13 protein-coding genes are annotated in these 15,826 nt (G+C 37.8%); all 13 read left to right on the plus strand.

Annotated elements, in window-relative coordinates; all coding sequences use genetic code 11:
- Positions 1-8: 8 nt before the first annotated feature.
- Positions 9-317 (plus strand): RNase P modulator RnpM, encoded by a 309-nt coding sequence (rnpM, locus tag LKF16_RS01015; RefSeq protein ID WP_291472077.1) that lies wholly within the window; start codon positions 9-11, stop codon positions 315-317.
- A complete protein-coding gene (locus LKF16_RS01020) occupies positions 314-613 on the plus strand; it encodes a L7Ae/L30e/S12e/Gadd45 family ribosomal protein (protein WP_291472079.1) in 300 nt (99 codons plus the stop codon). The genes rnpM and LKF16_RS01020 overlap by 4 nt, the downstream gene beginning before the upstream one ends.
- Positions 614-626: 13 nt before the next feature.
- Entirely contained in the window at positions 627-3,467 is a 2,841-nt protein-coding gene (gene infB, locus LKF16_RS01025; RefSeq protein WP_291472081.1) for a translation initiation factor IF-2, read from the plus strand.
- A gap of 12 nt (positions 3,468-3,479) precedes the next feature.
- The gene (gene rbfA, locus LKF16_RS01030; protein WP_291472083.1) at positions 3,480-3,836 is read left to right on the plus strand and encodes a 30S ribosome-binding factor RbfA; all 357 of its coding nucleotides are present in this window, start codon (positions 3,480-3,482) and stop codon (positions 3,834-3,836) included.
- Between the two features lie 64 nt (positions 3,837-3,900).
- Positions 3,901-4,809 (plus strand): tRNA pseudouridine(55) synthase TruB, encoded by a 909-nt coding sequence (gene truB / locus LKF16_RS01035; protein WP_291472085.1) that lies wholly within the window; start codon positions 3,901-3,903, stop codon positions 4,807-4,809.
- An 11-nt stretch (positions 4,810-4,820) separates the two neighbouring features.
- Positions 4,821-5,756, plus strand: coding sequence for a riboflavin biosynthesis protein RibF (gene ribF / locus LKF16_RS01040; protein ID WP_291472087.1), 936 nt, complete (start codon positions 4,821-4,823; stop codon positions 5,754-5,756).
- A 199-nt stretch (positions 5,757-5,955) separates the two neighbouring features.
- Positions 5,956-7,002: a heat-inducible transcriptional repressor HrcA gene (hrcA, locus tag LKF16_RS01045; RefSeq protein WP_291472089.1), complete on the plus strand. Its 1,047-nt coding sequence runs from the start codon at positions 5,956-5,958 to the stop codon at positions 7,000-7,002.
- Positions 7,003-7,016: 14 nt separating this feature from the next.
- Entirely contained in the window at positions 7,017-7,598 is a 582-nt protein-coding gene (gene grpE, locus LKF16_RS01050; RefSeq protein ID WP_291472091.1) for a nucleotide exchange factor GrpE, read from the plus strand.
- A gap of 28 nt (positions 7,599-7,626) precedes the next feature.
- Positions 7,627-9,498, plus strand: a complete 1,872-nt coding sequence (gene dnaK / locus LKF16_RS01055) for a molecular chaperone DnaK (RefSeq protein ID WP_434735152.1) — start codon at positions 7,627-7,629, stop codon at positions 9,496-9,498.
- 109 nt (positions 9,499-9,607) lie between these two features.
- Entirely contained in the window at positions 9,608-10,747 is a 1,140-nt protein-coding gene (gene dnaJ / locus LKF16_RS01060; RefSeq protein ID WP_291472095.1) for a molecular chaperone DnaJ, read from the plus strand.
- Between the two features lie 67 nt (positions 10,748-10,814).
- The gene (lepA, locus tag LKF16_RS01065; RefSeq protein WP_291472096.1) at positions 10,815-12,659 is read left to right on the plus strand and encodes a translation elongation factor 4; all 1,845 of its coding nucleotides are present in this window, start codon (positions 10,815-10,817) and stop codon (positions 12,657-12,659) included.
- Positions 12,660-12,745: 86 nt separating this feature from the next.
- On the plus strand, positions 12,746-13,705 hold the full coding sequence (locus tag LKF16_RS01070; RefSeq protein WP_291472097.1) for a quinone oxidoreductase family protein: 960 nt from the start codon (positions 12,746-12,748) through the stop codon (positions 13,703-13,705).
- Positions 13,706-14,108: 403 nt separating this feature from the next.
- A complete protein-coding gene (locus tag LKF16_RS01075) occupies positions 14,109-15,593 on the plus strand; it encodes a hypothetical protein (RefSeq protein ID WP_291472098.1) in 1,485 nt (494 codons plus the stop codon).
- Positions 15,594-15,826: the final 233 nt, after the last annotated feature.

Consider the following 15,826-nt stretch of genomic DNA (forward strand, 5'->3'; position numbering starts at 1 on the left):
AGATGGAATTGGCAACTCGTAAGGTACCAATGCGTAAAGATATTTTGACAGATAAAATGTTTCCTAAAAGGGAAATGGTCAGAATAGTCAGAGATAAAGAAGGTAACATCTCCATCGATCCTACTGGCAAGAAGTCTGGTCGAGGTGCATATGTTGGTCTTGATCCCGACGCAATCAAAGAAGCTAAATCTAAGAAAGTGCTTGAAAAGGTATTTTCAAAGAAAGTTTCACCAGATTTTTATGACGAATTGTTTGAATTCGTTGATCATCAAAAGGCTAGAATGGATTTGTTTGGTGATTTAGGTAAGAAACATTGAAAAATGAATTCTTAAATTTCTTAGGAATTGCAGTCCGAGCTGGCAAAATAGTTAGTGGGACTGACCTAACTTTACAAGGAGTTCGTGACAATACGGTGAAATTGGTTATAATGGCAAGTGACTGTAGTGTTAGAACTCACAAAACTATAAATGACAAAACTACTTTTTATAAAGTACCCGTAGTGGATAGTTTTACAAGTGAAGAATTAAAAAAATCAATTGGTAAGGATAGGAAAGTTATGGGTATAACTGATACTGGAATTGCTAGAAGGTTAAATGACATTATGAAAAAATAAGGAGTGTGATAGGATGGCAAAAAAGAGAATCTATACTATTGCGAAAGAAAATAGTGTTGAGAATCAAGTTGTATTAGATGCTGCTGCAAAATTAGGTCTAGACGTTAAAACTGTTTCTTCATCCGTTGATGAAGGTAATGAAAAGAAAATTGTTTCTGCAATTAAGGGTGGTTCATCAGCTAAGAAACCTGCTGCTAAACCTGCCTCAAAACCTGCAGAACATTCTGCTGCACCAAAAGCTGACAAGGGCGAAAATAAAGGTCAGTCAGGTGATCACAAGACTAAGATCAAGATCACTGCAGTAAGACGTGATCCAAATAAGACTAACCGTGGTCATTTTGAACACAATAATAACCATGGTCACAACAATAATAATTCGCACAATAATCAAAATGGCAATCGTAACCATACGACTAATAATGCGAACTCAAACAATAACAACAATCGCCCTAATAACAACAACCGTTATAACAATGGTTCAAGCAACAACCGTTCAAATAACAATAACCAACGTAATAATGGTTCAAACAGCAACAACAATAACCGCAGTTTTCAATCTCGCGACCGTCGTAACAACAACAACGTCAGACGTGAACAAACTGCTCAAGCACCAAGACCTAGACAAAGTGCCGGTAACAAGTATCTAGAGAAGTATAAGACAAACATCCAAGATGCAAGTCGTACAACTAACCGTCCTAATACTAATAGACGCAATAACAACAACAGTAACAACAATAATCGCTCAAACAATAACAATAATCGTCCAAATAATAATCGTTCAAACAACCGTCCTAACGATAATAACAGACGCTTTAACAACAATAACAACAACAACCATAACAACAGTACAAGACCAGTAGCAGCAAATGCTAACAACACCGCTGCTAAGGCAAAAGCTACTGCAACTCCAAAGGTTGAAGCTCCAAAGGCAGAATACAAGAAGCCAAATGCAACTCCAAACCGTAACTTTGGCCACAAGACAAATCTCGCTAACCCATTCGGAACTCGTAAGAAGAAGAAGGAAAGAAAGAGACAACAACGTCAACGTAACAATGAGCCTAAGAAGGTTATGCCACAAAGAAAAGAACGTCCATTACCAGAAACACTGGTTTATACAGTTGGTATGAATGCTCAGGACTTAGGTAAGATTTTGCATCGTGAACCAGCAGAAATCGTTAAGAAATTATTTATGCTCGGTATCATGATCAACCAAAACCAATCACTAGACAAGGACACAATTGAGTTGTTGGCTACTGATTACGGTATTAATGCTGAAGAAAAAGTTCAAGAAGATGTCGCTGATATCGACAAGTACTTTGAAGAAGAAAGCAAGAATACTGAAAATCAACAACCAAGACCACCAGTTGTTACAATCATGGGACACGTTGACCATGGTAAAACAACCTTGCTTGATCATTTGAGACATACACACGTTACTGCTGGTGAAGCAGGTGGTATCACGCAACATATCGGTGCTTATCAAGTAAGACTTCAAGATCGTTTAATTACATTCTTAGATACACCTGGACATGCTGCATTTACAAATATGCGTGCCCGTGGTGCTGATATCACTGATATTGTTGTCCTAGTTGTAGCTGCTGATGATGGTGTTATGCCACAGACAATTGAAGCTATCAACCATGCCAAAGCTGCTAACGACCCAATTATCGTTGCAGTTAACAAGATTGATAAACCAGGTGCAAATCCACAACACGTTACAGAACAATTAATGGAATACGACTTAGTTCCTGAAGATTATGGTGGGGATACTATCTTTGTTGATATTTCTGCTAAATTGGGTACAAACGTTGACCAATTACTTGAAATGATCAACCTTGAAGCTGATGTCTTGGAACTTAAAGCTAACCCTGATCAAAAAGCTGTCGGTACTGTTATCGAAGCTAAATTGGACAAGGGCCGTGGACCAGTTGCATCACTATTGATTCAACAAGGAACTCTTCACGTTGGAGATCCAGTTGTTGTTGGTAATACTTATGGTCGTGTCAGAACTATGACTAACGACCATGGTAAAGAAGTTAAGAAGGCCTTGCCTTCACAACCAGTTGAAATTACTGGATTGAATGATGTTCCAGAATCTGCCGACAAATTCGTTGTCTTCGATGATGAAAAGACAGCTCGTGCAGCTGGTGAAGAGCGTGCTAGTCGTGCTCTTCAAAAGGAACGTCAAAACACAAACCCTGTTACATTAGATAACTTGTTTGAAACAATGAAAGAAGGAGAACTTAAGACTGTCGACGTTATTATCAAAGCCGATGTTCAAGGTTCTGCTGAAGCCATTGCCGGAAGTCTTAAGAAGATCGAAGTTAAGGGTGTACGAGTAAACATCATCCATCAAGCCGTTGGTGCTATTACTGAAAGTGATGTCAACTTGGCATCTGCTTCAAATGCTATCATCATTGGTTTCAACGTTCGTCCAACTGCTCAAGCTAGAACTCAAGCTAAGGAAGAAAATGTTGATATCAGACTTCATAGAGTTATTTATCAAGCAATTGATGAAATCGAAGCTGCTATGAAGGGTATGCTTGAACCAGTATACGAAGAAAAAGTTACAGGTAATCTTACTGTTCGTGAAACATACAATGTTTCTAAGATCGGTACTATCGCTGGATGTATTGTTAATAATGGAAGCATCACACGTGATAGCGGTGTAAGACTTATTAGAGATGGTGTTGTTAAGTACGAAGGTAAACTTGCTTCTCTCAAGCGTTTCAAAGATGACGTTAAGGAAGTTAAGTCTGGCTTCGAATGTGGTATCACTATCGAAAATTACAACGATATCAAGATTGGCGACGAAGTTGAAGCCTATGTGATGGAACAAGTTCCTGTCAAATAGGGGGATAAAATTATGAAACATCGTATTGGTAGAGTTGAACAAGAAATTCAAAAAGAAGTAAATGATATTTTACTTAAACGTGTTCGAGACCCTCGTGTCCAAGGCGTTACAGTTACTGGTGTCGAAATGACCGGTGATTTGCAACAAGCTACGATCTATTACAGCATTTTGTCTGAAAAGGCGAGTGATGTAGAAAAGACACAAGCAGGTCTAGATAAAGCCAAAGGATTAATTCGTGGAGAATTGGGTTCAAGATTGACCTTATACAAGGTTCCTGAACTTGAATTTAAACAGGATCAATCAGTTCGCTATGGCGAAAAGATCGATAAATTAATTGCTAAGCTTCATCAAGATGAACAAAATCGTTAAATAATTTAAATTACATCTAATTGCATAGCTGATTAGGTGTAATTTTTGTATGTGGAGATAAATTATGAATGGTGTCGTTCCTTTAAATAAAGAAATAGGAAAAACTAGTTCCGATTATGTATATGTGTTGAGAAAAGTTCTCAAAACTAAAAAAATTGGTCACACAGGTACATTAGATCCGTTAGTTAATGGCGTTTTGCCTATTTGCGTCGGTCAGGCTACTAAATTAGTTAATCTTCTCACCAATTCACCTAAGGAATATGAGGGAGAAATAACACTTGGTCGGTCTACGACGACAGAAGATCGTGAAGGAGATACCGTTGAGCAGACTAAGCTTGAACATCCAATTGAATTGGATCGTCTAAACGAAACTTTTCAAAGCATGACCGGAGAATTAAAACAGATTCCACCAATGTTTTCAGCTGTAAAAGTTAACGGTCGAAAATTGTATGAATATGCTCGTGCTGGAGAAACGGTTGAGCGACCAGTGAGAGATATTATGATTTATGACTTTCATATTTTGGGAGATCCTAAATTTGATCAAACGACTGGATTACAAACACTAAGATTTCACGTCCGTTGTTCAAAGGGGACTTATGTTAGAACTTTGGCTGTCGAATTTGGCGAGCGATTGAATTTACCAGCTTTCATGTCGCAATTGACGAGGACTAAAAGCGCGGGATATACTTTGGACGACACATTCAAATTGTCAGATATTGAATCAATGGTAGAATCAGGTAGTACGGATTTTATAAAAAGCATTGATGATGTATTGGACTATATTCCGGCACATCAACTCTCAAACGAAGAATGGGATATCAAAGTATCGCATGGTGGATTTTTGGATCTTCCAGATGCAGATATCAAACAAGACTTACGTGTGACTAAAGATGGTGTCACTAAGGCAATTTATCAATGGGATACGCAACGTAAGACTTGGGTTCCAGATATTATGTTATTAAAGAATGAATAGAAGAGATGGATATGAAGACACTGCACGTAACACACCCACTTAAAGATTACGAAATACCTACCGAAAATACCGTTTTGATTATGGGATTTTTTGATGGCGTCCATTTGGGACACCAAAAAGTCATCAAAACAGGTGTTGATCTGGCACATGAGCATAATTTAAAATCGGTTCTCTTTACATTTGATCGGTCACCTCGTGTGGTCTATCAAAAAGAACAAAATTTTAAATATCTTTCTTCTGAAAATAGAAAACAAGAACTCATTGCACAATTGGGTGTTGATTATTTGTACTTCATTGAATTTACCGAAGAATTTTCTAAGTTGTCTCCACAAGAGTTTGTCGATGACTACATGATCGGATTGCACGCTAAATATGTGGTCGCTGGGTTTGATTATACTTATGGCAAGCGAGACATTGCTAATATGGAAACTTTGCCTAACTATTCGCATGATGAATTCAAAATAATCACAGTTCCCAAACAGACATTTGATCAAGAAAAAATTGGTTCAACTTCGATCAAAGAATTGATTGAAAATAATCAAATTGACGAAGCTAATGAGTTACTGGGATATACTTATCAAAATTCTGGAATCGTTATTCATGGACTCCAACGTGGTCGGACACTGGGATTTCCAACAGCAAATCTAGCTGTCGGAAAAGGTGAACTGATTCCATCTATCGGAGTCTATGTCACTAAAATCTTAGTAGGTGACAAGTGGTACGATTCAATGACTTCAGTTGGTTATAACGTAACTTTTTCAGAAAATACTGGTGTTACCGTAGAATGCAATATATTTGATTTTGACCAAGATATTTATGGACAAGACGTCAAGATTGAGTGGCTGCATTATTTACGTGGCGAAGTTAAATTTGACGGAGCCCAGGGATTGGTCGATCAGTTGAAACTTGACCGTGAAAATTCAAAGTCATTTCTTTATGATAAATAAGTAAACTGAGAGTCGTAGTGATGCGATTCTCAGTTTTTTTGTGAATTGATTCATAAAAATATTGATTTTTAATAGCAATGAATTCTTTCTGAAAAAAATGAATTATTTGAAAGTCATTACTTGACACATAAGGGCTACATTGTTATATTTTACATTGTTAGCACTCCAATATGTTTAGTGCTAAAAGGAGGACGGTATAATGTTATCGGAACGTCAAGATGCAATCTTGAGAGAAGTCGTGCGCATTTTTACAGATACCGGCCAGCCGGTTGGATCCAAAACGTTAATGAACGCATTGCCGTTTCATGTTAGTTCGGCAACGATCAGAAATGAAATGGCTACTCTAGAGGAAATAGGCTATCTCGAGAAGACTCATTTATCCTCCGGACGTGTCCCTTCAATTAACGGCTATCGTTATTATTTAGATTATTTGGTTCAACCTAGTATTGTGCCACAAGATATTGCCAAAAAGATTGATGAGGATTTTGGCCAAACGTATCATCAACTCGATGACATCATCGAAAGATCTGCTCAGATTCTTTCTCATCTAACTAGTTACACTGCAATTACGTTAGGTCCAGAAAGCAATCGTACGCTTTTAACTGGTTTTAGAATCGTTCCATTAAATTCGCACCAGATCATGGCAATCATAGTTACTAGCGACAATAATGTTGAGAGTAACATTTACACAGTTGACGACGAAATTGATAGTTCATTGATCGAGAAATTCGTCAAAATTGTCAACGATAAATTAGTCGGTCAACCTTTACCAAAAGTAATTCAAATGTTACATGACGATGTACCAATGATCTTATCTAATTACATGCATTCAGCTAATGGATTAGTCGACATGGTCGATGAACTTTTCAAGAAAGCAGATTCAGATAAGTATTTCGTTGACGGTCAATTGAACTTATTAAATTACGCTGATGGAAACGATATGGAAGAAGTACAATCGCTTTTTTCAATCATTAACCAAAGTAATGATTTGAAAAAATTACTTGATCCTAATTCTTCAAACGATGGAATCCGTGTTCGTCTAGGTAGTGAACTTGGTTCAGATGCGTTGAAGAATTACAGTATCATCACAGCAAATTATGACGTCGGTCATCATGGTAAGGGTATCATCGCTCTGTTAGGTCCAACGACAATGCATTATTCGCAATTGATAGGACTGCTCGGCGAGTTTAGAACCGAATTAGCAAAACGCTTGATAGATTATTACTCAAGGTATGATGATTCATGAAATGGGAGGCTGTAATGTCAGATAAAGAGAAGGAAAAGAAAACTGAGGTTTCTGAAGACGAAACTAATGCCGCAACTAAAGAGGCAAAGGATTCAACTAAGAAGGAAACTTCAAAGACTGAAACTAATAAGACTGCTGATTTGGAAAAACAAATTGCAGACTTACAAAAAAAGAACGATGAATTGGAAGATAAATACATCCGTTCACAAGCTGAAATCCAAAATATGGCTGCACGACAAAAGAAAGAAGTTGCCGGCATTATTAAATATGATGGACAAAAGCTTGCTAAGGAAATTCTTCCAGTATTAGATAATTTGGAACGTGCTCTTTCCGTCGAGGCAACTGATGAAACTGGCAAACAGTTGAAAAAAGGTGTCGAGATGGTTCAACAACATATGATCAAGGCATTTGATGATAATAACGTTACAGTGATCGATAATGTTGGTGAAAAGTTCGATCCAAATGATTCTCAAGCTGTTCAAACTGTTCCAGCAGATGATGATCATCCAGCTGATACAGTCGTTCAAGTTCTTCAAAAGGGTTACAAACTCAATGATCGAGTTTTACGCCCAGCAATGGTAATAGTTGCACAATAATTAATTATAAAAAAAGAGGTATTTGTATATGTCTAAAGTAATCGGTATTGATTTGGGTACTACAAACTCAGCTGTTGCTGTTCTTGAAGGTGGTTCTCCAAAGATTATCGCTAACCCAGAAGGTGCTAGAACTACTCCTTCTGTTGTTGCATTTAAAGATGGTGAAATTCAAGTTGGTGAAGTTGCCAAAAGACAAGCTATCACAAATCCTGATACAGTTTCTTCTATTAAGAGACATATGGGTGAAGCTGGATACAAAGTTACAGTAGCCGGCAAATCATATACTCCACAAGAAATTTCTGCAATGATCCTACAATACATTAAGAAATTCTCTGAAGACTACTTAGGTGAAGAAGTTACAGACGCAGTTGTTACTGTACCTGCATACTTCAATGATTCACAAAGACAAGCTACTAAGGATGCTGGTAAGATTGCCGGATTAAACGTTAAACGTATCGTTAACGAACCAACAGCTTCTGCATTAGCTTATGGTCTTGACAATGACAAAGGTGACGAAAAGATCCTTGTTTATGACCTTGGTGGTGGTACATTTGATGTTTCTATCCTTGAATTAGGAGACGGAGTTTTCGAAGTACTTTCAACAAACGGTGATACAAAACTTGGTGGTGATGACTTTGATCAACACATCATGGATTGGTTAGTAGAACAATTCAAAGCTAAGAACGGCGTAGATTTGTCACAAGACAAGATGGCTGTTCAACGTTTGAAGGATGCTGCTGAAAAAGCTAAGAAAGACTTGTCTGGTGTAAGCCAAACAACAATCAGCTTGCCATTTATTTCATCAGGTGCTAATGGTCCACTTCACTTGGAAGAAACATTGACACGTGCTAAATTTGACGAATTGACAGCTGACTTGGTTGAAAGAACTAAGACTCCTGTTGACAACGCACTTAAAGATGCCGGTCTTTCAAACAGCGACATCGACAAGGTTATCTTAAACGGTGGTTCAACACGTATTCCTGCCGTTCAAGAAGCTGTTGAAAAATGGACAGGCAAGACACCTGATCACTCAATCAACCCTGATGAAGCTGTTGCCCTTGGTGCTGCTATTCAAGGTGGTGTTATCTCTGGTGATGTTAAAGACGTTGTACTACTTGACGTTACACCTCTATCATTAGGTATTGAAACAATGGGTGGCGTATTTACTAAGTTGATCGATAGAAATACAACTATCCCAACAAGTAAATCACAAGTATTCTCAACTGCTGCAGATAACCAAAGTGCTGTTGATATTCACGTACTACAAGGTGAACGTCCAATGGCTGCCGACAACAAGACCCTAGGTCGTTTCCAACTTACAGACATTCCTGCAGCTCCTCGTGGCGTACCTCAAATTCAAGTTACATTTGATATTGATAAAAACGGTATTGTTAACGTATCTGCTAAGGATATGGGAACAAATAAGGAACAAAAGATCACTATCAAGAGTTCATCTGGTTTGAGCGATGAAGAAATCGATCAAATGATGAAAGAAGCTAAGGAACACGAATCTGAAGATAATAAACGTAAGGAAGAAGTCGATGTTAAGAATGATGTAGAACAAGCATTGTTCCAAACAGATAAGACTCTAAAAGACGTTAAGGGTAAAGTATCTGACGATGAGATCAAGAAAGCTGAAGATGCTCGCGATGCATTGAAGAAAGCTCAAGACTCTGGCGATATTGAAGAAATGAAGTCAAAACGTGATGATTTGAATAAGATCATCCAAGACTTGTCAGTTAAACTATATCAACAAGCTCAACAAGCACAAGGTGGCGCTGATGGTGCACAAGGTGCAGCTGGAGCAACTGGTTCTGACAGTTCTGATGGTAAATCAGATGACGGCAAGACTGTTGATGGTGACTTCAAAGAAGTCGACCCAGACAAAGATAAAAAATAATACAACTAAAGATAATGACTAGCTAAACTGGTATAATCTTGTTGTTGCAATAAATTAGACTGTTGGGACAAAGTAATTTGTCCCAACTTTCATATAAAGGTGATTTTTAATGGCTGACAGAGATCCATATGACGTGCTAGGCGTTGATAAAGACGCTTCACAAGATGACATAAAACATGCATTCCGGAGACTTTCAAAGAAATATCATCCAGATATTAACAAAGCTCCCGATGCTGAAGAAAAGTTTAAACAGATCAACGATGCATATGAAACTCTTAAAGACCCACAAAAACGTGCCCAATATGATCAATATGGTTCTGCCGGTATGAATGGTGGAGCTGGTCAAGGATTTGGCGGTTTCGGCGGTGGCGGAGACCAAGGATTTGGTGGCTTTGAAGATATTTTCAGCCAATTCTTTGGCGGCGGTACAGCCCGTCAACAAAATCCTAATTCACCACGACAAGGTTCAGATCTTCAATACAGAATGGATCTGACTTTTGAAGAAGGTGTCTTTGGTAAGAAGACAACTATTTCATACAACCGTGAAGAAAAATGTGCTACCTGTGGCGGAAATGGTGCTAAGCCAGGTACCGAACCGATTACATGTAGTAAGTGTCATGGATCAGGTTATATGGAAGTTGATCGTCAAACCCCACTCGGTCGTATGCGTACACGTGTAGTATGTGATGTTTGTGGCGGTACTGGTAAGGAAATTAAAGAAAAATGTGAAACTTGCCATGGTAAAGGTAAGGTTAATGAAAAGCATTCTCTTGAAGTAACAGTTCCTGCTGGTGTTGAAGATGGACAACAAATGCGTCTTGATCAACAAGGCGAGGCCGGTGAAAATGGCGGACCTTACGGTGATCTTTACATTGTATTTAGAGTTGCACCAAGTAAAGAGTTCAAGCGTAATGGTTCAACTATTTACACTTCTGTAAATATCAGTTTCCCTCAAGCTGCACTTGGGGATGAAATTGACGTTAACACAGTTCATGGTCCCGTTAAATTGACTGTACCTAGTGGTACACAGACAGGTACATCTTTCCGTTTGAAGGGTAAGGGTGCACCTGTATTGAATAGTAAGAACGTCGGTGACGAAAAAGTCACTGTAAACATTGTTACGCCAAGAAAACTTTCTGGCGCACAAAAAGAAGCTTTGAAACAATTCTCTGAAGCGGGTGGAAATAAAATCCGCGAAAAAGATAGCAACTTTTTCAATAAGATCAGAGATGCCTTTAATGGCGATTAATCAAAAGGTTGAGGGCGAAACCTCAACCTTTTTTTGGTATAATAGTCTGGTTAAAGGAGATTCATAAATGGACTTAGATAAATTAAAAGAACGTCAAAAGCATATCCGTAACTTTTCAATCGTTGCGCACATTGATCATGGGAAGTCTACAATTGCCGATCAGATCTTGGAGAAGACTCATTCTATTGCAAAACGTGATATGAAAGCTCAAATCCTTGATGATATGCCATTGGAACGTGAACGTGGAATTACCATTAAATTGAATGCTGTTGAACTTGAATACAAAGCCAAGGATGGAGAAACTTATATCTTTCATCTAATCGATACACCAGGACACGTCGATTTTTCATACGAGGTGTCTCGTTCGCTTGCTGCCTGCGAGGGTGCTTTATTGATTGTTGATGCTGCACAGGGTGTTGAAGCTCAAACATTGGCTAATACTTATTTAGCTATCGATAACGACTTGGAAATTGTTCCAGTTATCAATAAAATTGATTTACCATCCGCTGAACCTGAAAAGGTCAAAAATGAGATCGAAGAAATGATTGGTATCGATGCTGAAGATGCTGTTTTAACTAGTGCTAAAACTGGTGTTGGAATTGATGAATTGATCGAACGGATCGTAACTGATATCCCGGCACCTGAAGGTGATATCACAGCTCCGTTGAAGGCATTGATCTTTGATTCTAATTACGATAGTTATCGTGGTGTCGTTTTAAACGTTCGCTTGTTTGAAGGTACAGTTAAACCTGGCGATACCATTGAGATCATGAATAACCACAAGAAGTTTGAAGTTACTGAAGTAGGTGTGATGTCACCAAAGGCTGTGACGAGAGATTACTTAATGGCAGGTGATGTTGGCTATATAACTGCTGCAATTAAAACTGTTAAAGATACTCAAGTTGGTGATACTGTCACATTAGCTGATAATCCTACAGATGAACCATTAACAGGTTATCGTCCAAGTACGCCAATGGTATACGCTGGTATGTATCCAGTTGATAATGCAAAGTACGAAGATCTTCGTGAAGCTTTGGAAAAATTACAACTAAACGATGCTGCACTGGAATTTGAACCTGAAACTTCTCAAGCCTTGGGATTTGGTTTCCGTTGTGGATTTTTAGGTTTGTTGCACATGGATGTTATTCAAGAAAGATTGGAACGAGAATTCAATCTAGAATTGATCATCACATCACCATCTGTTGATTATCATGTCACTAAAACTGATGGTGAAGAGATCGTTGTTGATAATCCTGCTGAACTTCCTGAAGTATCCGAGATCAAAGAAATACGAGAACCATACGTTCGTGCTGAGATAATGGTTCCTGAGGATTATGTTGGTCCAGTCATGGAATTGTGTCAGAGAAAACGTGGCGAATTTGTCACAATGGATTATCTGGATAAATATCGAGTTAATGTAATTTACAAATTGCCGTTGCTAGAAATCATTTTTGATTTCTTCGATGACTTAAAATCAAACACCAAGGGTTATGCTTCCCTAGATTACGATGTGGAAGATTACAAACCTAGTGATCTAGTCAAAATGGATATTTTGCTCAACGGTGAACCAGTTGATGCTTTGAGTTTTGTTGTCCATCGTGATTTTGCCTTCCAACGTGGTCGTGATATTGTTTCTAAGCTAAAGGAAGTTATTCCACGACAAATGTTTGAAATTCCGATTCAAGCAGCTATTGGGAACAAGATTGTCGCCAGAGCTACTGTTAAAGCTTATCGTAAGGATGTTACCGCCAAATTATATGGTGGTGATAGAACTAGACGTGATAAGCTGTTGAACAAGCAGAAGGCGGGTAAGAAGCGTATGAAGGAAGTGGGGAAAGTTTCAATTCCTCAAGAAGCCTTTATGTCTGTCTTGAACTTGAACCGCGGCAAAGAATCATCAGAAAATAAATAATTAAAGAACGTTATTGAAGTTAAAATCAATAACGTTTTTTTGTTGGACTAGTATGATGTAAGTGAGTAGGAAAATGGGGTGAAAATATGAAAGCTGCTTTCATTAATAAAACTGGATCTGTGGACGAGATAAATATTGGTGATTTACCGGTACCAGAAATAGGTGACAATGACGTCTTAATTAAGGTTGAGTACGTGTCGATCAACCATGTTGATACATTTGTACGTTCTGGTGCGTTTAAGACGAAAATGGATTTTCCATTTGTCATTGGTAGAGATGCTGTTGGAGTAATTGAAAAATGTGGTGCAAATATCAAAACTTTTTCAATTGGTCAACGAGTCTGGACTAACAGTATGGGCTATGATGGACGAAATGGCGTCACTAGTGAATTTGCAGCCATTCCAGCTGATAGAACTTATTCTGTTCCCGAAAATGTCGATCCAAAACAATTGGTTGCTTCGGTACATTCATCGGCGACTGCATTTATTTTATTAACAAACGTTTTGCGGATAAAGTCAGGAAACAAGATTTTGGTTGAAGGAGCTGCCGGTCATGTTGGCAGTAAATTAGTTGAAATCGGCAAATCATTAGGATTGCAAGTATCTACAACCAGCAACCCCAAGGATTTTACTTTTTTGAAAAAAATTGGCGCTAGCAATGTCTTAGATTATCATCAGGGGCTTGATAAAATTGCTGGGACCTATGATTACATCGTTGATACATCGGGGAAGGTAGACTTATCTGATAATTTATGCAAATTAAATCTTTCTGGCATGGTTGCATTGATAACTGCTCCTGCAAACAATCAGTTTAATTTTGATGTGAGAGATTTCTATATGAATCTTAAACAGATCAAGGGATTCGTTATCAGTCATGCCACTCTAGGACAATTAAGTAAAGCTGCGGAATTTTTAAATCATTATTTCTCGGAAGGAAAGCTACTAAACGATGATCTTCTAGAGCTTTCACTAACGGATGCTCAAGAGGGGCAAAATATGCTTGAAAATAATGAAAAACACACTAAAAAGCTAATACTAAAAATATAATGTAAGCGTATTATTAAAGAAAAACATTATTGATAATGACAATTTAGTTAACATTACTAAATAATCACTAAAATTTATTAAATGGTTTTATGTAATTTGAAAATTAAAAAATTATTTTAATGGTTAGCTAAGTAACAAATTTAATTAAGCCTATTGTTATGCGAAAGAATTCAGTTATTTTTTATTAAAAAATGAAACCGTTTTATTAAAATGTGAGCGATTTCATGATAGATTCAGCTAATATTATTGATAAATAAAATTATTTGGTTTGTTCATGACTAAAAAAATACTATATTTAATGATTATATTTATATAAAAGCGTTTACATTCCTGGTGCATGGGTTTATAATATATTTATTCAGAAAATGATTAATGAATGAATATTTTCTTGGGGGAATGCAATATGAAGAAATACAACTTACTATATGCCTCAGTTTTGGCAGTTCCATTCACACTACTTATGGCAGGCAATGGTAATGTTCAAGCCGCTGACACAACAACAACTGATCAAACGACAGTTGAAAATGTTCAAGCAGCCAGCCAGGCATTGACACAATCTACCACAACTGAAGAATCATCAGACGTCGTAGCAACAACACAATCACAAAATTCACCACTTGTAGTTGCTAACGACCCAACAGCCAATACACAGGCTGCTGCAACAAGTGCACCAACTGCAGATCCAATTGTTTATACAGATTCAGCAGCAACAACACAAAACACACAAGCAACAACAGCCGCTGCAACTGATACAAACACTTCAGAACCACTTAACACAGAACCAACAGTATCAAATCCTGGTAACTACACAGAAGGACGTGCATATTGGATTGCAAACCCGGATTACTACATCTGGGACACTCCTTACAGCTCATCATCAAAAGTAGTCGCAAAGGCTGCAGATTACACACACACTACTTTCAAAGGTTTGAACCAAGTTGCAAACGCTCAAGGTAACCTTTACGAAAACATTACTAACAATGATAATGTTACAGGTTGGATTTATCTTCCAGCATTGACAGAAAATGAACCAACTCCTGCAAAACCTGCAGCTCCAGCTGACACATCAACTGATACAACAAAGAAAGACGATGAAGCAGCCACACCAAAGAAGGATCTTTTAGATACAATCAAAGATGCTGCTACTAAGATTGGTGATACAACTGCCGCAGTCACAACTGCCGTGGACAATGGTCAAAAATTACTTCAAGAACCTGGTAACGTTCTCACAAATGCAGTTACGAATGGTCTTGACAACCTTAACAAAGTTAACAGTAGTTTAAGTGACACTCATGATTCAGTTAAGAAATTAGTTGAAAATCCAATCAACGATGCAAAAGAAGCAATCAATAACATTGGTACAGATTTGACAAATGCTATCAAGAATCCGCTTGATAACCTGTCTAAGATTAACGACAGTGTTGCAAGCACAACTAAGAGCTTTGACACAGCCGCAAACACCGTTCATAATGCAGCTAAGAACTTAGTTACAACACCAATTAACGATGCTAAAGATGCAATCAAGACAGTTGCTAGCGATGCTAAAGCAGTTGCAAGTGATGCTCTCAACACTGCTACAAACGCTGTTTCAAAACCACTTGATTCATTAGCAACAGTTAACAAGAGTGCTAAGGGTACTCTTGACAGCTTAAATGATTTACATGATTCAGTTAAAACTGCTATCACAAATCCTATCAAGGACGCTTCAGATGCCATTGGTTCTGTTACTAATGGACTTTCAAAAGCTGGTGACACAATCAAGAATGTTACCGACGGAATTGGAAATGTCGTAAGCGGTGCTTCAGATGCTCTAGGCAAACTTACAAGTGCTGGTTCAACAGTTTCATCAATCATCAAAGGAATCACAAGTTTGATCCCTGGTGCATAATCAAAATTGTTTTGTAATTAGACTCGATGCTAGTGCATCGGGTTTTTTTATAACTAAATTTTTACTTAAATGAGTCGATTGAAAAAAATGTTCGCGTTTTCACGTTTCATATTGACAAAAATGCTAATTTTAATTATATTTGAATTGTATTAAAAATTTGGATTAGTAATGATCGTGTGGTTACAGAGAACTCGTCGAATTCTGAGAGGCGAGGTTAGCCGAAAAATGGTCAT

This window comes from Companilactobacillus sp., from assembly GCF_022484265.1.
In the GTDB taxonomy this organism is placed as follows: Bacteria; Bacillota; Bacilli; order Lactobacillales; family Lactobacillaceae; genus Companilactobacillus.

Bases quoted from the DNA above. Each gene is read 5' to 3' on its own strand.
- LKF16_RS01075 (WP_291472098.1), top strand. From the start codon at position 14,109: ATGAAGAAATACAACTTACTATATGCCTCAGTTTTGGCAGTTCCATTC.
- rbfA (WP_291472083.1), top strand. From the start codon at position 3,480: ATGAAACATCGTATTGGTAGAGTTGAACAAGAAATTCAAAAAGAAGTA.
- infB (WP_291472081.1), top strand. From the start codon at position 627: ATGGCAAAAAAGAGAATCTATACTATTGCGAAAGAAAATAGTGTTGAG.
- hrcA (WP_291472089.1), top strand. From the start codon at position 5,956: ATGTTATCGGAACGTCAAGATGCAATCTTGAGAGAAGTCGTGCGCATT.
- truB (WP_291472085.1), top strand. From the start codon at position 3,901: ATGAATGGTGTCGTTCCTTTAAATAAAGAAATAGGAAAAACTAGTTCC.
- LKF16_RS01070 (WP_291472097.1), top strand. From the start codon at position 12,746: ATGAAAGCTGCTTTCATTAATAAAACTGGATCTGTGGACGAGATAAAT.
- grpE (WP_291472091.1), top strand. From the start codon at position 7,017: ATGTCAGATAAAGAGAAGGAAAAGAAAACTGAGGTTTCTGAAGACGAA.
- dnaJ (WP_291472095.1), top strand. From the start codon at position 9,608: ATGGCTGACAGAGATCCATATGACGTGCTAGGCGTTGATAAAGACGCT.
- lepA (WP_291472096.1), top strand. From the start codon at position 10,815: ATGGACTTAGATAAATTAAAAGAACGTCAAAAGCATATCCGTAACTTT.
- ribF (WP_291472087.1), top strand. From the start codon at position 4,821: ATGAAGACACTGCACGTAACACACCCACTTAAAGATTACGAAATACCT.
- dnaK (WP_434735152.1), top strand. From the start codon at position 7,627: ATGTCTAAAGTAATCGGTATTGATTTGGGTACTACAAACTCAGCTGTT.